General features: G+C 69.6%; 22 protein-coding genes and 1 pseudogene. 9 read left to right on the top strand and 14 right to left on the bottom strand.

What is annotated here, in order from left to right:
• Window positions 1-16: 16 nt before the first annotated feature.
• From BM396_RS24165 to BM396_RS24155, 3 genes are read right to left on the bottom strand one after another with little or no spacing between them, the layout of a single operon-like run.
• A complete protein-coding gene (locus BM396_RS24165) occupies window positions 17-1,345 on the bottom strand; it encodes a Y-family DNA polymerase (protein WP_043384544.1) in 1,329 nt (442 codons plus the stop codon).
• The gene (umuD, locus tag BM396_RS24160; protein WP_043384673.1) at window positions 1,342-1,794 is read right to left on the bottom strand and encodes a LexA family protein; all 453 of its coding nucleotides are present in this window, start codon (window positions 1,792-1,794) and stop codon (window positions 1,342-1,344) included. The genes BM396_RS24165 and umuD overlap by 4 nt, the downstream gene beginning before the upstream one ends.
• A 5-nt stretch (window positions 1,795-1,799) precedes the next feature.
• Window positions 1,800-1,994 (bottom strand): hypothetical protein, encoded by a 195-nt coding sequence (locus BM396_RS24155; protein ID WP_348273028.1) that lies wholly within the window; start codon window positions 1,992-1,994, stop codon window positions 1,800-1,802.
• A 199-nt stretch (window positions 1,995-2,193) separates the two neighbouring features.
• Between BM396_RS24155 and BM396_RS24150 the strand changes: the two genes are divergently transcribed.
• The gene (locus BM396_RS24150; RefSeq protein WP_244538944.1) at window positions 2,194-2,391 is read left to right on the top strand and encodes a DUF6894 family protein; all 198 of its coding nucleotides are present in this window, start codon (window positions 2,194-2,196) and stop codon (window positions 2,389-2,391) included.
• A 16-nt stretch (window positions 2,392-2,407) separates the two neighbouring features.
• Window positions 2,408-2,659, top strand: coding sequence for a hypothetical protein (locus tag BM396_RS24145; protein WP_043384553.1), 252 nt, complete (start codon window positions 2,408-2,410; stop codon window positions 2,657-2,659).
• Window positions 2,660-2,662: 3 nt separating this feature from the next.
• Here the strand turns inward: BM396_RS24145 and BM396_RS33725 are convergent, their stop codons facing one another.
• Window positions 2,663-2,797: a hypothetical protein gene (locus BM396_RS33725; RefSeq protein ID WP_257791601.1), complete on the bottom strand. Its 135-nt coding sequence runs from the start codon at window positions 2,795-2,797 to the stop codon at window positions 2,663-2,665.
• Between the two features lie 310 nt (window positions 2,798-3,107).
• Here BM396_RS33725 and BM396_RS32925 point away from each other — a divergent pair, with 310 nt between their 5' ends.
• Together BM396_RS32925 and BM396_RS24135 are read left to right on the top strand one after the other, a co-directional pair.
• The gene (locus tag BM396_RS32925; protein ID WP_164706411.1) at window positions 3,108-3,281 is read left to right on the top strand and encodes a hypothetical protein; all 174 of its coding nucleotides are present in this window, start codon (window positions 3,108-3,110) and stop codon (window positions 3,279-3,281) included.
• Window positions 3,282-3,915: 634 nt separating this feature from the next.
• Window positions 3,916-4,281: a hypothetical protein gene (locus tag BM396_RS24135; RefSeq protein ID WP_043384554.1), complete on the top strand. Its 366-nt coding sequence runs from the start codon at window positions 3,916-3,918 to the stop codon at window positions 4,279-4,281.
• A gap of 95 nt (window positions 4,282-4,376) precedes the next feature.
• Here the strand turns inward: BM396_RS24135 and BM396_RS33455 are convergent, their stop codons facing one another.
• From BM396_RS33455 to BM396_RS24100, 7 genes and pseudogenes are all read right to left on the bottom strand, one after another.
• On the bottom strand, window positions 4,377-4,658 hold the full coding sequence (locus BM396_RS33455; protein ID WP_081948700.1) for a hypothetical protein: 282 nt from the start codon (window positions 4,656-4,658) through the stop codon (window positions 4,377-4,379).
• A gap of 274 nt (window positions 4,659-4,932) precedes the next feature.
• Entirely contained in the window at window positions 4,933-5,271 is a 339-nt protein-coding gene (locus BM396_RS24125; RefSeq protein ID WP_043351545.1) for a hypothetical protein, read from the bottom strand.
• A 94-nt stretch (window positions 5,272-5,365) separates the two neighbouring features.
• Window positions 5,366-5,776, bottom strand: a complete 411-nt coding sequence (locus BM396_RS24120) for a 3TM-type holin (protein WP_043384555.1) — start codon at window positions 5,774-5,776, stop codon at window positions 5,366-5,368.
• Between the two features lie 2 nt (window positions 5,777-5,778).
• Window positions 5,779-6,444: a glycoside hydrolase family 19 protein gene (locus BM396_RS24115; protein WP_051976134.1), complete on the bottom strand. Its 666-nt coding sequence runs from the start codon at window positions 6,442-6,444 to the stop codon at window positions 5,779-5,781.
• A 36-nt stretch (window positions 6,445-6,480) separates the two neighbouring features.
• Complete coding sequence (locus BM396_RS24110) at window positions 6,481-6,867, bottom strand: hypothetical protein (RefSeq protein ID WP_139239536.1); 387 nt, start codon at window positions 6,865-6,867, stop codon at window positions 6,481-6,483.
• 147 nt (window positions 6,868-7,014) lie between these two features.
• Window positions 7,015-7,481: pseudogene (locus BM396_RS24105) on the bottom strand (transposase); the annotation flags it as partial.
• A gap of 332 nt (window positions 7,482-7,813) precedes the next feature.
• Window positions 7,814-8,668 (bottom strand): alpha/beta fold hydrolase, encoded by an 855-nt coding sequence (locus BM396_RS24100; RefSeq protein ID WP_043384561.1) that lies wholly within the window; start codon window positions 8,666-8,668, stop codon window positions 7,814-7,816.
• Between the two features lie 129 nt (window positions 8,669-8,797).
• Here BM396_RS24100 and BM396_RS24095 point away from each other — a divergent pair, with 129 nt between their 5' ends.
• Both BM396_RS24095 and BM396_RS24090 read left to right on the top strand, forming a co-directional pair.
• Window positions 8,798-9,715 (top strand): LysR family transcriptional regulator, encoded by a 918-nt coding sequence (locus BM396_RS24095; RefSeq protein ID WP_043384563.1) that lies wholly within the window; start codon window positions 8,798-8,800, stop codon window positions 9,713-9,715.
• A 284-nt stretch (window positions 9,716-9,999) separates the two neighbouring features.
• Window positions 10,000-10,980: an alpha/beta fold hydrolase gene (locus BM396_RS24090; protein ID WP_043384565.1), complete on the top strand. Its 981-nt coding sequence runs from the start codon at window positions 10,000-10,002 to the stop codon at window positions 10,978-10,980.
• 68 nt (window positions 10,981-11,048) lie between these two features.
• On the opposite strand, the gene BM396_RS24085 is transcribed toward BM396_RS24090, so the two are convergent.
• Both BM396_RS24085 and BM396_RS24080 read right to left on the bottom strand, forming a co-directional pair.
• Complete coding sequence (locus BM396_RS24085) at window positions 11,049-11,819, bottom strand: enoyl-CoA hydratase/isomerase family protein (protein WP_043384569.1); 771 nt, start codon at window positions 11,817-11,819, stop codon at window positions 11,049-11,051.
• 96 nt (window positions 11,820-11,915) lie between these two features.
• A complete protein-coding gene (locus BM396_RS24080; RefSeq protein ID WP_043384571.1) occupies window positions 11,916-12,821 on the bottom strand; it encodes a LysR family transcriptional regulator in 906 nt (301 codons plus the stop codon).
• 122 nt (window positions 12,822-12,943) lie between these two features.
• Between BM396_RS24080 and BM396_RS24075 the strand changes: the two genes are divergently transcribed.
• From BM396_RS24075 to BM396_RS24065, 3 genes are all read left to right on the top strand, one after another.
• Window positions 12,944-13,579 (top strand): glutathione S-transferase family protein, encoded by a 636-nt coding sequence (locus BM396_RS24075; RefSeq protein WP_043384573.1) that lies wholly within the window; start codon window positions 12,944-12,946, stop codon window positions 13,577-13,579.
• A 96-nt stretch (window positions 13,580-13,675) separates the two neighbouring features.
• Window positions 13,676-14,350 carry a peroxiredoxin-like family protein gene (locus tag BM396_RS24070; RefSeq protein ID WP_043384575.1) on the top strand — a complete coding sequence of 225 codons (675 nt, stop codon included), beginning with the start codon at window positions 13,676-13,678 and terminating at the stop codon, window positions 14,348-14,350.
• Between the two features lie 27 nt (window positions 14,351-14,377).
• Entirely contained in the window at window positions 14,378-15,094 is a 717-nt protein-coding gene (locus BM396_RS24065) for an SDR family oxidoreductase (RefSeq protein ID WP_043384577.1), read from the top strand.
• Between the two features lie 13 nt (window positions 15,095-15,107).
• Here BM396_RS24065 and BM396_RS24060 read toward each other — a convergent pair whose 3' ends face one another.
• Complete coding sequence (locus BM396_RS24060; RefSeq protein ID WP_043384579.1) at window positions 15,108-16,040, bottom strand: LysR family transcriptional regulator; 933 nt, start codon at window positions 16,038-16,040, stop codon at window positions 15,108-15,110.
• Window positions 16,041-16,120: the final 80 nt, after the last annotated feature.

Genomic DNA, 16,120 nt, shown 5'->3' with positions numbered 1-16,120 from the left:
GTGCTCAAGGAGCGGTTCAGACGTAGGCGACCGGCAACTCGCCGACCTGCGTCGTGTAGCGCGGCGTGCGCATCTCGAACTTCGTATTCCAGTCGCGCCGGCTCACCAGCCCCGCGCGCGCCGGCACCACGGCGCCGCGGCCCCAGCGCGCGTTGCACGCGTCCATCGCCGCCATGAGCGGGCCCGACCGCTCCCGGTCCAGCCCGCCGATCAGCGCCCGCGGGCTGTGGGACAGCGGCACGAGGTCGTTCGTCACGAGCCCGGCCTTGCTGTACCGCCACGGCCGTTCGCCCGGCTCGCGCCAGGTCTTCGCCACCCCGTGCCGCGCGGCCTTGATCAGCGCCAGCGTGTCCGAGCTGTGCTCCGGCAAGCGCATTGTGGTCGAGACCGAGCGCATCGGCTCGTCGCGGTCGTGCTCGCTCGTGTGGTAGAAGATCGTCACATGGTTGGTGCCGAGACCCTCGCGCCGCAGCTTCTCGCCGAGCCGCGTCGCGTGCGCCGCCACCGCCTCCTCCAGCACCGCCCGCTCGGTGATTCGGCTGGAGAACGAGCGCGTCACCGCGCAGCCCTTCCGCCGCGCCGGCACCATCTCCAGTGGCAGGCAGGCCGCACCACGCAATTCGTAGATGATCCGCTCGCCCACCACGGTCAGACCCTTGCGCACCGGCCGCGGATCGAGGTCGCGCAGGTCCGCGACGCTCTCGACGCCCATCGCCTGGAGCTTGGCGAGCGAGGCCCGGCCGATGCCCCAGACTTCGGCTACGTCGATCCGGCACAGCCAATGCGCGTAGGCCGCGGGGTCGGTCAGGTCGCAGACGCCGCCGAGAGCCGGCACGGTCTTGGCGATGTGGTTGGCGAGCTTGGCCAGCGTCTTGGTCGGGCCGATGCCGACGCAGGTCGGGATCCCGGTCCAGGCCCGCACCGTGGCGCGCAGGTCCCGCGCCAGCTCGACCCGCAGCGCCGGCGCCACGTCGGTGAGGTTCAGGAAGCTCTCGTCGATGGAGTAGATCTCCACCTGCGGGCTGAACTGCCGGTAGACCGCGTTGGTCCGCCCCGACATGTCGCCGTAGAGCGTGTAGTTCGACGAGAACACCCGCACGCCCTGGGCGCGGCACAGGTCGCGGATCTTGAAGAACGGATCGCCCATCTTGATGCCGAGCGCCTTGGCCTCGGCAGTCCGGGCGATGGCGCAGCCGTCGTTGTTCGAGAGCACGATCACCGGCACCGCGGCGAGCTTCGGGTCGAACACCCGCTCGCACGAGCAGTAGAAGCTGTTGCCGTCGATCAGCGCCACGGCGCGGCCGCCGCCGATCCGGTCGCGCTGCCGGGCCTCCGGCGTGCTCACGAGAGTTGCCCGCGGGCGATATGCCAGCGGATCGAGAAGCGCACCACGCCCCAGATCACGCCCTCGCCGAGCTCATCGACCGCGAAGGCCGGCAGGTCCGGGTTGCAGAAGGCGAGCCGGGCGGTGTTGCCGTCGATCACGAGGCGCTTGCAGCTCATCTGGCCGTCGACCGCCGCCACGACGATGCTGCCATGGCCGGCCGTGAGGCTGCGGTCGACGCAGGCGAGATCGCGGTCGTAGATGCCGGCGCCCTCCATGGACGAGCCACTGATCCGCCACAGGAAGGTGGCGGGCGGGTTCGGCACGAGCCAGCGGGGCAGTTCGAGCGCACCCTCGAGGAAGTCGTCGGCGGGCGACGGGAAGCCGGCGCACAGGGCCTGCCCGATCAGGGGCACGCGGACGGCGTCGGGACTCCCGACCAAAAGCGCGTCGATCGGGTGGACCGGCACGGGGCTCAGGCCATCCCGGCGCGGCATCGTGCGTATCCGCGGGAGATCAGCCGGACCTGGGCGAGCACGCGCGCTTCGGCGTCTCGCAGGTCGGTGAGCGCATCCTCCACCGCCCGAACGAGGGCGGCCCAGGCATCGCCGGAGGCGGCCCGGTGATAGGCCAGGGCGATCACCTCGGCCTCGGACAGACGGATCTCCACAGGCGGTTCGTGCCGTTGGGCATGCATCCGGATCACAACCTCGACTAGAACACATCGGGAACAAAGCCCGATGGTGGGGCGTGGTTCAATGGCCGTGTCGGATCCCGCGGAGATCGCAGTGGGCACGTGTGGAGAGGTCGGGAAAACGCCAATGCCGCGGAGGCTTTATCGCTTCCACTGCCTGGGAGGCGGTGATGCCGTGTTCGACCTGCAGGGGCGGTGGCTGTCGAGCATCCGCGAGATCCGGCAGCACGCGGACCGGGTGGCGCTGGGCCTGATGGACGGGGTCGGCTGCGAGGACTGGACCGTGTGGTCGGTGGACGTGCGCGATGCCGCAGGCCGGCCCGTGCTGTTCCGCGCGTTCACTGCGGTACGGGTTGGCAGCAAGTCGGCGTAAGGACGGGAGCCGCACCATGACGATGACGACCAGCTTCGTGGTGCAGCCGTTCGAGATCCACCGCAAGCGCCTGCGCCCGGCCCGCCAGGAGCCGGCGCAGACGGAGAGCGGCGCGCTGAAGAAGGCCGAGAACTTGGCCAAGCGGATGCCTGGCGCGGCGGCGCTGAAGGTTGTGGCCGACGACGAGACCGGCGAGCTGGAGAGCGTCACGATCCTCGGCCAGTGGGGCGAGGTGCCGGACGACTTCGCCGAGAGCCTGCAAGGCTGAGCGTCAGCCGCGCCGCTTGGCGGCGAAATCCCGGACCGGCGGTCCCCAGGTCTGACCCGGCTTGGTCGGGTAGCCGGAGAACCGGTCGAACACGATCCGGTTGGGCTCGACGCCGACGGTCCGGCTAGCGTTGACCATCAGGGCGCCGGCCTACGTCACGCGCAGGACGCCGTGCTCCGGATGGACGCCGAAGAGCTGCGGCGCGGCCCAGCCGAGCCGATACGCAACGCGGCTCGTGATGCTGGATGCCCGGCGGCGGTTACCGAGCCGTTCGGTGTCGGCCGGAGGATGGTCCCGCGCAGGGATTCCGAGCACGAAAGAGCCCGCGCCGGCGAACCCGGCGGGCAGATGTCCGAAGGGACAGGGCGACACCCTATTGCGGGCGGAACAGGTCCGGGTGATCCTGCCTTTGCCAGTCGACGCACGATCGACGGCACGGGAGGTAAGCATGACGATCTTCCAGGTGAGGCAGAACAGCACGCGCGCGGTCCTCTGGACGGGACAGGCCGACACAGCGGATCGGGCATTGGAAGTCGCCGCCCAGGCCGCCGGTTATCACGGCTTCGAGGAGCTGCCCGAGACGGCGCGCGCCGATATGACGGCTGAGGCCGTGATCGTCTGAGCACGAGAAAAAGCCCCGTGCGGCGGGCCGGCGGGGTCGGCGCATTCGAGGGATATGGCCGGCTGGCAGACGCCGGACACGAAAAAACCGCCGCGGCCGGAGCCGGGCGGTTCGAGAGAGTCTACGCTTGGGGATTGGTCTACGCGCACGCGGCGGCACGGTTCCCGCGCCTGAATCGGCGAGCGGCGCCCCGGCCGAAACCAGGGTGCCCGGGGCAACGTGAACGTCTGCGTTTGCGGGTGCGAGACCCGCTCGGCCCCGCCCCGATCTGCTCACGGGGCGGGGGAGCGTCCGATCTCACCAGCATGTGAGCCGAGCCGATACGCAACGCGGCTCGGCGGTAAGATGCCGAGCACCGGTTACCGAGCCGTGCTCGTGCCGGCTGCCGACCAATCCCGCGCCGGGATTCCGCGCAGGAAAAAGCCCGCGCCGGCGCGCCGGGCGGGCTTCTCAGGTCGGGCACCGAAAGGGGGGAAGTTCAGCCAAACCTCGCACCGAGGCTAGGCGGGACGCAGGGAAAGGAAAGCCCCGCTGACGTCAGTGAATCGGAGAGCGAGGGAGCGGCATCCGCTCAGGCAAATCGAACCACCCACCGTTGAAAGCGTTCACGCCCCGCAACAACGGAGAGCACGACATGAAGGTGATCTCATCGACCGTCCTTGGCCTGGCGCTACTCAGTGGAGCCGCTCCGGCCTTCGCGCAGCCATACGGCGGACGCGATTACGGCTACGATCGCGGCGACTACGGGCCCCGTGACCGAGGCTACGGAGATCGCGGCTACGGAGATCGCGGCTACGGTGACCGTGACCGCCGCGATTACGATCGGGATTATGACCGAGGCTCCCGGGGCGGGCGTGGCGACTACGCGTTCAACGAGGAAGAGTATCTGCGCTGCAATCCGGACGTGCGCCGAGCGGTCATTGGCCGAGCGATCAAGTCGGGTCTGGAACACTACCGCAAGGTCGGGATGGCCGAAGGCCGGAAGTTGACCTGCAATTAGAGCGCATTCGAAGAGCAGAGCAGACTGTGAGAACGCCCCGCGCGGCAATGCCGGCGGGGCTGAAGAAAACGCACGCAGATGATGGCGATGAGCGGCTACCTGCTGCTGCCGCCACCGCCGCCGCCCTGAGGAACGGCGCGCTCTGGCTGATTGGCATTCCCGGCGGAGGACGAGCTGTTCGACATCGTGTCGGCCGGCTGCCCGGTCGGCGAAGTCGTCACGGCGCCCGTGCTACCGGTCGTGCTGTTCTGCGGCGCAACCACGCCCGAAGTGCCAGGAGCGGACGGCGCCACGGGAGTCGCCGCGGGAGCCTGCGCAGAGGCCCCGCCTGCGAGGAGGCTGAAAGCAGCGGCGGCTGCGAGAACGCGATGGCGCATGAGAACCTTCCTTTGCACTGAAGGCTGAGAAACGCGCTCGCTCGAGAGATAGTTCGATACTGACGAAGCCAGGGGGTCTCGAAAAAGCCCCGCGCGGCGGTGCCGGCGGGGCTGAGTGGATCCTGGGAGGAAGCTGAGCTCAGGCAAGCGGCGGGCCACCAGTACGAGAAAACCGCCGCGATCGGAGCCGGGCGGTTCGAAGTGATCTCGCTGGGGGAATGTCGAGGCCTCGCCTATGCGGGGATGGCGGCGTGGTTCCGGTCCCCGAACCGGCTCACCGCCCTGCCAGCCCGATCTTCGCCAGCACGATCCCCCCGAAGGCCAGCAGCGCCGCCGAGGCCAGCCCCCAGCCGATCTTGCGCAGATCCCGCACCTGCCCGGCGACCTCGGCCAGCCCCTTGGCGGCCTCGGCCTTCGCCCCGTCCACCGCCTTGTCGATCCGGCGCTCGATCTCGTCGCGCGCCACGAAGTGCTCGATGTCCCGCCGGTAGGCCACGCCCTCCAGCTTCTCGTCCATCCGGTCGAGCTTGCCCCCGAGCGCATCCATCTGCCGGCCGGTGGCCTCGACGCGCTCGATCAGGCGCCCGATCCATTCGGGCAGATGGTCGGCCATGGATCCGGTCCTTCGCTCGCCGCGGCCCGGTCGCGCCGTCCGGGCCCGGGGCGGGGTCTCGTCCGTCATCGGGGTGCGCCCGCGGCCGCGAGGCTCAGCCCTTCGGCCCGAGCACCTGCGGCACGATCTTGTCCACCGAGCGGGCCAGCATGTAGGCGCCGATCCCGACGGTGAGCAGCGACCACAGCTCGGCCGGCACGCCCTTGAGCGCCGCCACTACCTCGACCTGCAGGCCGATCATCGGCGCCACCACGCCCACCCAGGTGATCATCGCCAGCGCCCACAGCACGGTGATCGGCCGGGCGTTGCGGGCGAGCGGGCTCTCGGACCCCGCATCGGCCTTCATGACCTCGGCCATGGCCCGGCCGAGATCGTCCTGCTGCTCGATCAGGGCCTTCTGCAGCTCCAGCTGCACCTGGAGCCGCTGGCCTTCGTCGGGCAGCACCTTCTGGAGGATCGGACCGAGCGCGCCGAGCAGCGCCGGCAGGAGGGCGAGGAACCCCATGGTCAGGCCCCCTTCTGCATGTTGCGGCGGACGGCCTCGCGCAGGCGCGGCCACCAGGCGGTCGATGGCGGGGCCGGAGCGGTTGATGGCGGCACGGCGGCGCACGCCGCCTGGAGGCAGGCGAGGAAGACGGCGTGATGGCCCGCGATCCGCGCGCCGTTCCGCGCGCCGTCGCCGTTGACGATGGCCCGCGCGCCCTCCGGATCGTCGGTGCCGCCGTCGAAGTAGCGCGCGAGGGCATGGCCGGGGCGGAACAGGCCGTCGCGCGCGCCGACGATCAGGATCGCCGCGCTCGTCTCCGGCACGAGCGCCAGGTCCGGATCGCCGACGAGGTCGAGGCCGAGCCGCCGGCCGAACCGCCGGTAATTGTCGAGCCAGGTGAGCTGGCTGGCGCCGCGGCCGTAATAGACCCGGCCGTCCACCGGCACGCCGTAGGGATGCCCGCGCCCGAGACCGTCCTCGCGGATCGACAGGTTCAGCCGGCATTCGTGCCAGGCGGTGGCCAGGGTGTAGGCGACGTGGCGGAGATCGCCGGGCCAGCCCAGGCGCTCCCAGGCGTCGAGGAGGCCGGTGAGCCCGTCGACCTCGGTCTGCGCGAGGGTGGCGCCGAGCAACCCCGTCGCGCGCAGCCGCGCGAAGAAGGTCGCCCGCACGAGGGGAGCGGTCATGTCGGCCTCACGAGGGTTCGGGTGGAGGGGGCGCGGCTACGTCAGGGCGAGGCTGACGCCCGCCTTGTTCGCGGCCTTGAGGGCGGTGGCGTCGGTGCGGCCCTGCGCCCCGGAGAAGCCGACCGCGATGCCGGCGCCGAAGGACAGGCCGAGACCCTTGAGGATCTGCTGGTAGGCCTCGGGCCAGACAATCTCGCCGCCCTGCACCCAGGGCATCGGCAGGCGGCCGTCCTCGCCGAGGATCGGCTTGATGGGGGCGCCGTCGATCGGCTTCAGGGCCAGGAGGTCGCCCGCGCGGGAGCGCTGCTTGAAGGTGGTCCAGGCGTCGAGGACGAGCACGTCCTCCAGGCCTATGCGCAGCCAGTCGGTCCAGGGGAGGACGCCGTCCGGTTTGGCGAAGAAGGCGGTGATGGCCCACTTCATCCGCGCGGCTTGATCCTTCCGCGTCTCGATCATGAGCCGCAGCAGGTCGTCGCCGTCGGCGATCCGGCGTAGCTGGGCGAACGAGACCGGCTCTTAGAGCGCGGGACAAAACCGCAGCGAGCGGGTTTGGCGTGCATGGACGCTCTCGTAGCCGTAGCGCCCGTACCGGCGCGCCAACTCCACGAGATCGGCGGTCAGCGCCGCCTCATCGTCTCTGCCCCACGGCACCTTGCGCTGCGTCGAACGATGCTGACCGAGCGCACGGCACGCGCGGGGCTCAGAGACGTCCAGGACGTCCATCACAAGCTCAATGCAGGCGCGTCGGCGCGCGGGGCTGGTCAGTTTCCCCGGACAGCCTCCTGCAGGATCAGCGTGTCGAGCCTGAGATCCGCGATCACTTTCCGGAGCCCCTGGTTCTCGGTCTCCAAGTCCTTCATGCGCCGGACCTGGTCGCTCTTCAGGCCGCCGTACTCCTTGCGCCAGCGATAGTACGTCACCTCCGTCACGCCGGTCGTGCGGATCGCGTCCCCGACGCTCTGGCCCTGCGAGACCAGCACATCCATCTGCCGCAGCTCGGCGACAACGTCCTCCGGCTTGTGCCGCTTCGTTCCCATCTGTCCGTCCTCGCACTGGCCCGAAAGCCAGACCTCAGGGCGGACCACTTCATTGGGGGCGGATCATCCCCTGCAAGCTTCTCCAAAGTGGACCAGCCGCTTACGGCCAGACTACGCCACGCCGGATCGCCAGCGCGCACAGAACCGGACGTTCGGCTTGGCACCCACACCGGACATTCCCCGGCCATCGGACGTCGCTTGAAAGCGGAAGTCTCTCATGGCTTCCTGCTGCATCAAGCAGGTTTTGAAAGAGCGGCCGCCCCGTCAGGGTCGGCCGGCCCTTCTGTACCTTCCGTCATTCAGGCTGTCGCGGGCCCTTAGCAATCTCCGCTTCAGGCCTTGAGGAATTCCGTGACGGCCTCGGCGATTTCGTTGGTATGCGTTTCCAGGGCGAAATGCCCCGTATCGAGGAACCGGATCTGGGCATCCGGGATATCGCGCCGGTACGCCTCCGCACCGGCTGGCAGGAAGAACGGGTCGTTCCGCCCCCAGATCGCCAGAAGCCGCGGGCGGTGCGTGCGGAAATAGGCTTGGAAATCGGGGTAAAGCGCCACGTTGCTGGCATAGTTGCCGAACAGGTCGAGCTGGATCTCGTCGACCTCCGGCCGCTGGATGTACCACGCGTCGAGGGCGCTCCCGTCGGGCGAGACCAGCGAGGTGTCCGGAACGCCGTGCTCGTATTGCCAGCGGATCGAGGCCGGGGTCAGCAATTCGCGCAGCGCCTGCCGGTTGGCGTCGCTCTGGTCCCGCCAGTAACGCTGAATCGGGTTCCAGCCCTCGCTCAGTCCTTCCTCATAGGCGTTGCCGTTCTGCGAGACGATGGCGGTCACTCGCTCGGGATGCGCCATTGCGACCCGGAAGCCGATGGGCGCGCCGTAGTCGAAGACGTAGAGCGCGTAGGTCTTCAATCCGATGACCTCCGTGAAGCGGCCGATGACCTTCGCCAGCGCGTCGAAGGTGTAGGTGAAGGCGGCGCGCGGCTTGATCTCGGACAGGCCGAATCCCGGCAGATCGGGGGCGACGAGGTGGAAGCGGTCCGCGAGCAGCGGGATCAGGTTGCGGAACATGTGGCCGGACGAGGGGAAGCCGTGCAGCAGCAGGAGCGTCGGCTTCGCAGAGTCGCCGGCCTCCCGGTAGAAGACCTTGAGGCCGTCGACGTCGACGGTGCGGTAGGTGGTCTGGGTCATCGTTCGCCCTCCGGTGCCGGCGATGCAGCCCGTGCTGCACGCCGTCGGTGAGGCATGGGTACCGACTTGCACTCTGCGGGATAATCTCACCACTCCGAGAGTGACCGTTGCCGAAAACGAGAGGGTGCGATGGACCGGTTGGAGGCCATGAGCCTGCTGGTCGCTGCCGTGGAGGCCGGGAGCCTGTCGGCCGCCGGGCGCAAGCTCGGCATCCCCCTGCCCAGCGTCAGCCGCAAGATCGCGGACCTGGAAGCCCATCTCGGCGCGAAACTCCTGGTCCGCACGACGCGCAAGCTCACCCCGACCGACGCGGGGGCCGCCTACATCGAGGCGTGCCGACGCTTGCTCGGCGAGGTCGAGGAGACCGAGCGGGCGGTCAGGGGCGAGTACACCGAGCCCCGCGGCGCGTTGACGATGACGGCCCCGCTGGTTTTCGGGCGGCTGCACGTCCTGCCGGTGGTCTCGGCGTTCCTGTCCCGGTTCCCGGACATCACCGTACGCCTGATCCTCACCGACCGGGCCCTGGACCTCGTGGAGGATCACGTGGACCTGGCGGTCCGCATCTCGCACCTGCCGGACAGCGACTTGGTAACGGCGCGGCTGGGCACGGTCACACGCGTGGTCTGCGGCAGTCCGGACTTCCTCGCCGCCCACGGGACGCCCCACACGCTATCCGACCTCGCCGAAATCCCGTGCGTGACCTTCAGCGACCTGGCCGCCGGCCCGGCCTGGCACTTCGCAACGTCCGGCCGGAAGGCCGTCCAAGTGGTCCGGGTGCGGTCGCGTCTGCAGGTCAACACGGCCGAGGCCGCTCTCGACGCCGCGGCGGCCGGCGTCGGCCTCACGCAGGTGCTGTCGTACCAGGCGGCCCCTCTGGTCGCCGCCGGGAGCCAAGTTCTCGTCCTGCGGTCGTTCGAGCTTGATCCGGTCCCGGTCAGCGTCGTCCATGTCGGCCACGGACGCCTCCCGCTCAAGCTGCGGTCATTCCTCGACTTCGCGACGCCGCGCATTCGCGCGTCCCTGGGTGCCGTTATCCCACCCCCATGAAGGCCGTTGCGCCCGCCGGCTTGGGACGAGCGTCCGCCGGGTAAGAAAAGGCCGGGCCACCTCCCTCTCGAAATCCGTAAGGCTGAGTTTCACAAACTCTGTGTTCTAGCGAGTGCCGAGAGAGGTCATCGTGATCACACTGTCCGGTCCCGAGCCTGAACGCCGCGGCACGGTCGGAGGGCTCGCGGCGAAGGCCGGTGCATCCGCCTCGACGTGGGCGACATTCGCGGTCGCGAGGCGCGCAATCCGGACGTTCCCCGGCCCGCACAGATGCGAGTGGAGCGATGAGACAGGACACGGCATTCCAAGACGGGCCTGCCAGGACGACGCGGCGGTGTCTTCTCGCCGGCAGCGTCATGGCGGCAGGCTTAGGCCCGGTCGGCGCCGTCGCGGCGGAAACGCGGCCCGCCGAGGTCGCAGAGGTCCGCCACGGCACGGTTCGGGCCGACGGCGTGGACGTCTTCTATCGCGAGGCCGGCCGGCCCGACGCCCCGGTGTTCCTGCTGCTGCACGGCTTCGCGAATTCGTCTTTCTACTTCCGCCATCTCATGCCGAGGCTCGCGGACCGGTTTCGCCTGATCGCGCCGGATCTCCCATCCTTCGGTTTCACGGTGGTCCCGGACGACCGCGGCTACGTCTACGACTTCGCGTCGCTGTCGCGAACGATCAAGGCCTTCGTCGACGTCCTCGGCCTCCGGCGCTACCGCCTCTACACGTTCGACTACGGGGCTCCGGTGGGTTGGGACCTGGCGCTCGCGCATCCCGACCGCATCGCCGGCATCGTGTCCCAGAACGGCAACGCCTATCTGGAGGGGCTCGGCGAGGCGGCCTGGGCGCCTCTCAGGACCTATTGGGAAAAGCCGAACGAGGCCGCCGTGGAGGCCATCCGAGCCCGCATGACCCTCGACGGCGTCAAGGCACCCTACTTCCACGGGGTGCCCGACCCGTCGGTTATTGAGCCCGAGTCGTACACGCTCGACGCCGCCATTCTGGCGCGACCGGGCAATGCGGACCGCCAAGTCAAGCTCAAGCTCGACTACAAGCGCAACCTGGAACGCTACCCGCTGATCCAGGCCTTCTTCCGAGAGCGCCGCCCGAGGCTCCTCGCTGTCTGGGGACGCAACGACCCCTTCTTCATCCCGCCCGGAGCCGAGGCGTTCAAGCGCGATATCCCGGACGCACGGGTCCGCTTCCTCGACACCGGCCACTTTGCGCTGGAGACGAACGGGGACGACATCGCCCGAGAGATCCGGGCCTACTTCTGAGCCTCCGGCGCGCCAGGCCATCCTCGCGGGCCTGACACGCCGTGCGATGGTTCGGATCGGGCGCTCACTCAGTTCTGGGCGGCCATGGTCCGGGCCACGTCGGCGGCGCTGATGCCCTCCAGGGCGAGGCCGTAGCCGGTGCCCTCCTCGACGAGCCGGCGCAGGCGCTGCGTGAGCGCGATCCGCGTGTACCGGCCGGTGAGCGGCGGCAGAGCTGCGATCCCGTCCGCGATCTCGTGCGCCCTGGCCAGCAGCCGGTCTTGCGGCACGATCTCGTTGACCACGCCCCAATCCTTGGCCGTCTGGGCATCCAGCACCTGCCGCGTCAGCAGGAAGTATCGCCCGCGGATCGAACCGATCACCTCAGGCCACAGGATGTGCATGCCGTCGCCCGGCACGATCCCGAACTCGAAATGCGGCTTGTCCTGGAACACCGTCTCGGGCGTGGCCAGCACGATGTCGGTGAGCAGCGCGTATTCGCTGTGAAGCAGGACCGGGCCGTTGAGCGCGGTGATCATCGGCACCTCGATGTCGAGGATGTTGCTGAGCACCTTGCGGCCCTCCCGCAGGATCTTGTCGTAGCCGTGCGGCGTGAAGAAATCGAAGCCCTCGGGGCTGATCGCGTCCATGAAGGCGTCCCCCGCACCGGTCAGGATCACCGCCCGGTTGTCGCGGTCCTCGCCGATCGCGTGGAACAGGTCGACGAACTGCTCGTGGGTGTGACCGTTGAAGACGAGCTTGCCGCCCTCGGTGTGGAGCATGACCTCCAGCACGCCGTTCGGCTTCCGGGTCAGGCGGGCGTTGGGGAACGCGTCGCGGTAGGTCTCGAAACGGGCCATCGGTGCTGTCCTCGTGGTGGCCGGCCCCGTTGGTCGGCGTGAGGACGAGGTAGACGGCGCCGCCCGGCGACGGATGACGGCGCGCAGCGATAAGACTTATGCCGTCGCGGAATGGGGCTCCCGGGTCTCGGCCATCACCGCCTCGACGAAGCCGGCGAAGAGCCGCGCCTTGGCGCTGGCCATGCGGCCGGTGGGGAAGACCGCCCAGAGATCGATCATAGGCAACGCCCAGGGCTGCAGCAGCCGCCGGACCGCGCCGCTCTCCAATTCGGGGGCGAACATCCAGTCCGACGCGATGGTGAGCCCGATATCGGCCAGCACGGCCGCACGCAGGCCTTCGGCCGCGCTGACCCGGACGCGGCCATGCACCGCAACCGAGATCTCGGCGCCGTCCCGGGTGAAGGACCAGGCATCGGGCTGCCGGCTGTAGACCACCGCCTCGTGCCCGGCGAGGTCCGCGGGACTGCGCGGTTCGCCCGCGCGGGCAAGATAGGCGGGCGTGGCGAGCACCGAACGGCCCCCGGTGGCGAGCTTGCGTGCGACGGCGGCCGAGTCCGGCAAAGTCCCCATGCGCAGGGACAGGTCGATCCCCTCGCCGACGAGGTCGATCACCCGGTCGTCGAGGACGATCTCGATGTCGAGGTCCGGGTGCTCGGCGAGGAAGCGCGGCAGCATCGGCACCACGTGGAGCCGGGCGAAGGTGGTCGCCGCCGAGACGCGCAGCCGTCCCGAGAGACCGGCCCCCGCGCCGCGGGCGGCGCGCTCGGCCTCGTCCGCCTCCGCGATGGCCGCCCGCGCCCGCTCGTAGAAGCGCAGGCCCGCCTCCGTGGGGCTCAGGCCGTGCGTCGAGCGGACGAGCAGGCTGACCTGCAGCCGGTTCTCCAACTGCGCGATCGTCTTGGAGACGGCGGGCTGGCCGACATTCAGGAGTCGGGCGGCCCCCGAGAAGGAGCCCGATTCCACGACCTGCACGAAGGTGGCCATCGCCTGATACCGGTCCACGCCATGCCTCCCTGGAATGAGCGTTATCGCCTCGGGCCTTCTGCCCTGTCCATCGGGGGAGGGGCATCAATCCGGCCGTCACCACCGCATCGGCGCAGTGGTCCCGCCGGAGCCAAGTGAACATGTTCGAGGTCTACGCTTTCGCCACGCCCAACAGCATCAAGGTCCTCATCGCGCTGGAGGAACTCGGCCTCCCGTACCGCCTCCACGGCGTGAACGTGCGTCAGAGCGAGCAGAAGGCGCCCGAATTCCTGGCGCTGAACGCGAACGCGAAGGTGCCGGTACTGATCGATCCGGCGGCGGCCGATGGCCGGCTGGTCCTGACCGAGTCCGCTGCGATCCTGGTCTACCTCGCCGAGACGAGCGGCCGCCTGATGCCGCCGCACGGCGAAGGCCGGGCGCGCATGTTCGAGCAGCTGTTCTTCCACGCCTCCGGGCTCGGCCCGGCCTTCGGGCAGGCGGGCTTCTTCCAACGCCAGGCCGCCGAGCCGCAGCCGCTCGCCATCGCCCGCTTCTCGGCGGAGGCGAACCGGACGCTCGGTGTACTCGACGGGGTCCTAGCCGAACGCCGCTACGTCGCCGGCGACGCCTTCACGGTGGCCGACATCGCCCATTTCGGCTGGCTCTGGCGACGAGAGTTCGCGGGCGTGAGCTTCGAGAACACGCCGCATGTCGCCCGCTGGTACGACGCGATGGCCGCGCGTCCAGCTGTCCAACGCGCGATCGAGCGGGTGAACGCGCTCGTGCCGCAGGCCTGACCGGTCGCACGCCACCGGACTCGCCCCGGGCCGGTCCATTCCCGCAAGCCAGCAGCGCAAGCCAGCTCGCCAGCCTGTCGCACGAGGCACAAACCCATGACCCTGCAATACAAGCTCGACGCGTTCAAAGCCGATTTCGAGGCCGGCAAGCCCCCCTACAACGTCCCGCCCTCGGTGATCCGGACGATGCACCGGGCCACCGCGGAACTGATCGCCACCGGCGCCGCGACCCGTGCCCTCCGGGCCGGCGACCGTGCGCCGGCGTTCACGCTCAACGACCCGGAGGGGCAGCCCGTCTCCTCCGACGCCCTGCAGGCGCGCGGGCCGCTCGTGATCAGCTTCTACCGCGGCGTGTGGTGCCCCTACTGCAACATGGAGCTCCGGGCGCTTCAGGAGGCGCTGCCACAATTCGAGAAGCTCGGGGCGAGCCTCGTTGCCCTCTCGCCGCAGACGGCGGCCAACAGCCGGAAGTCGGTCCGCCAGAATGCCCTTGAATTCCCGATCCTGTCGGACCCGCACAACGCCGTCGCGGCCGCGTTCGGCCTGCGCTTCGCGCTGCCCGATTACCTGGTCGATCTCTACACGAGCCTGAAGAACGACCTGCCGGCGTTCAACGGCGACGCGAGCTGGACCCTGCCGATGCCCGGACGCTTCGTCGTCGGGCAGGACGGCGTAATCCTCTACGCCGAGGTAAACCCCGACTACACCCGCCGCCCCGAGCCCGAGAACATGCTGCCGGCGCTCCGCCGCGCCGCCTCCATTCCCGCCTGACAAGACACGGCCGCAAGGAGATCCAGGATGTCCCGAACCTTTCTCGTGACCGGTGCCAGCAAGGGCATCGGGCTGGCGCTGGCCCATCGTCTCGCCGGCGACGGCCACCACGTCGTCGGCCTTGCGCGCGGAGGCCTCGACGATTTCCCCGGCACGCTCGTGCCGGTGGACCTCGCTGACGGTCCGGCGACCGACGCGGTTCTTGCAGACCTGACCGGACGCTTCGCCTTCGATGGCGTGGTCAACAATGTGGGCTTGGTGCGGCCACAGCGACTTGAGGCCGTTGAGATGTCCGCGCTGGACGAGGTCCTGCGCGTGAACCTCCATCCGGCGCTTCAGGCCGTGCAGGCGACCCTGCCCGGCATGCGCCGGCGCGGCTGGGGCCGGGTCGTCAACGTCGCCAGCCTGACCGTCCTCGGCAGCGTCGAGCGCACGGCCTACGCGGCCGCGAAGGCGGCGCTCGTCAGCTTCACACGCTCCTGGGCGCTCGAGCTCGCCACGACCGGGATCACCGTCAACGCGGTGGCGCCCGGACCGACGGAGACCGAGCTGTTCCGGGCCAACAACCCGCCGGGCAGCCCGGGCGAGACGCGCTACCTCGCCGGGGTGCCGATGGGCCGCTTCGGACGGCCTGAGGAGATTGCGGCAGCCATCGCGTTCTTGATGTCGGACGGGGCGGCGTTCATGACGGGGCAGACACTCTACGTCGACGGCGGTGCCTCGATCGGTCGGGCGGCGCTGTAGCCCCGGACGCGGCTCACCGTGTCGCGGCGGCATCGAGCTCGTTGTCGCCGCCGACCAGCTGCAGGCACCATTCGGTGAAGGCGCGGACCTTCGCGGCGCGATGCTGGCGCGACGGGTAGATCGCGTACAGGGGGAAGGTCTCGTCGGGCCAATCCGGGAAGATCTCGACGAGCCTGCCGCTCGCGACGAAGTTCCGGCTGCCGAGCTGCATGACCTGCGCGATCCCCGCGCCTTCGCAACAGGCGCCGATCATCGTCTCGACGTCCGACACCATCAGGCGCGCCGGCTGCCGCACCGGCACGACCTCGTCGCCGCGGCGGAACTCCCACGCGAAGGGGCGGACCGTCAGCGGATCCTGATAGTCGATGCAGGCGTGGTCGCGAAGGTCGCGCGGGTGCGCGGGGCGGCCGTACGCAGCGAGGTACGCCGGCGCCGCGACTGTCAGGATCCGCGTTTCCAGGAGCTTGCGCGCGGTGAAGCCCGCCATCGGCGGATCCCCGAACCGCAGTGCCATATCGAACCCGTCGGCAACGAGGTCGCCCATCTGATCGCGCATGATCAGTTCGAGCCGCAACTCGCGATGGAGCGCGAGGAAGCGCGTCAGCTCACGCGACAGGACGAGGCGCGAGAAAAACGGATCGACATTCACCCGCAGGCGCCCGCGCACCGTCGACGCGCTGCCCGCCGCCTCCAGGGCGGCTTCCTCGATCCCGTCGAGATGCGGGCCGACCCGCTCCCAGAAGCGACGTCCCTCGTCGGTGAGCCGCAAGGTCCGGGTCGTGCGATCGAGCAACCGCACACCGACGCGGGTCTCCAGACGCTGGATGGCGCGTCCCACACCCGACTGGGTGAGCCCGAGGGCCTCGGCCGCTCGGGTCATGGTTCCGGCCTCGACCACAGCCATCAGAACCGTCACGCCGGCGAGCAGTCGGCCATCGTAAGGCATCGTTCCATGACTCCGAGTCCGGAATGATCTGACAGAACGACGCTAATTCCTGTCCCGACTCTACGCCACATAGAGCCGTG

Source organism: Methylobacterium sp. UNCCL125 (genome assembly GCF_900116795.1).
In the GTDB taxonomy this organism is placed as follows: domain Bacteria; phylum Pseudomonadota; class Alphaproteobacteria; order Rhizobiales; family Beijerinckiaceae; genus Methylobacterium; species Methylobacterium fujisawaense.
This window is presented reverse-complemented; position numbering and strand designations above follow the sequence as displayed.

Coding starts and splice junctions, on each gene's coding strand:
- BM396_RS24070 (WP_043384575.1), top strand. CDS start 13,676: ATGACCCTGCAATACAAGCTCGACGCGTTCAAAGCCGATTTCGAGGCC.
- BM396_RS24085 (WP_043384569.1), bottom strand. CDS start 11,819: ATGGCCCGTTTCGAGACCTACCGCGACGCGTTCCCCAACGCCCGCCTG.
- BM396_RS24065 (WP_043384577.1), top strand. CDS start 14,378: ATGTCCCGAACCTTTCTCGTGACCGGTGCCAGCAAGGGCATCGGGCTG.
- BM396_RS24145 (WP_043384553.1), top strand. CDS start 2,408: ATGACGATGACGACCAGCTTCGTGGTGCAGCCGTTCGAGATCCACCGC.
- BM396_RS24110 (WP_139239536.1), bottom strand. CDS start 6,867: ATGAAGTGGGCCATCACCGCCTTCTTCGCCAAACCGGACGGCGTCCTC.
- BM396_RS24115 (WP_051976134.1), bottom strand. CDS start 6,444: ATGACCGCTCCCCTCGTGCGGGCGACCTTCTTCGCGCGGCTGCGCGCG.
- BM396_RS32925 (WP_164706411.1), top strand. CDS start 3,108: ATGACGATCTTCCAGGTGAGGCAGAACAGCACGCGCGCGGTCCTCTGG.
- BM396_RS24095 (WP_043384563.1), top strand. CDS start 8,798: ATGGACCGGTTGGAGGCCATGAGCCTGCTGGTCGCTGCCGTGGAGGCC.
- BM396_RS24120 (WP_043384555.1), bottom strand. CDS start 5,776: ATGGGGTTCCTCGCCCTCCTGCCGGCGCTGCTCGGCGCGCTCGGTCCG.
- BM396_RS24100 (WP_043384561.1), bottom strand. CDS start 8,668: ATGACCCAGACCACCTACCGCACCGTCGACGTCGACGGCCTCAAGGTC.
- BM396_RS24060 (WP_043384579.1), bottom strand. CDS start 16,040: ATGCCTTACGATGGCCGACTGCTCGCCGGCGTGACGGTTCTGATGGCT.
- BM396_RS33455 (WP_081948700.1), bottom strand. CDS start 4,658: ATGCGCCATCGCGTTCTCGCAGCCGCCGCTGCTTTCAGCCTCCTCGCA.
- BM396_RS33725 (WP_257791601.1), bottom strand. CDS start 2,797: ATGGTCAACGCTAGCCGGACCGTCGGCGTCGAGCCCAACCGGATCGTG.
- BM396_RS24135 (WP_043384554.1), top strand. CDS start 3,916: ATGAAGGTGATCTCATCGACCGTCCTTGGCCTGGCGCTACTCAGTGGA.
- BM396_RS24125 (WP_043351545.1), bottom strand. CDS start 5,271: ATGGCCGACCATCTGCCCGAATGGATCGGGCGCCTGATCGAGCGCGTC.
- BM396_RS24075 (WP_043384573.1), top strand. CDS start 12,944: ATGTTCGAGGTCTACGCTTTCGCCACGCCCAACAGCATCAAGGTCCTC.
- BM396_RS24090 (WP_043384565.1), top strand. CDS start 10,000: ATGAGACAGGACACGGCATTCCAAGACGGGCCTGCCAGGACGACGCGG.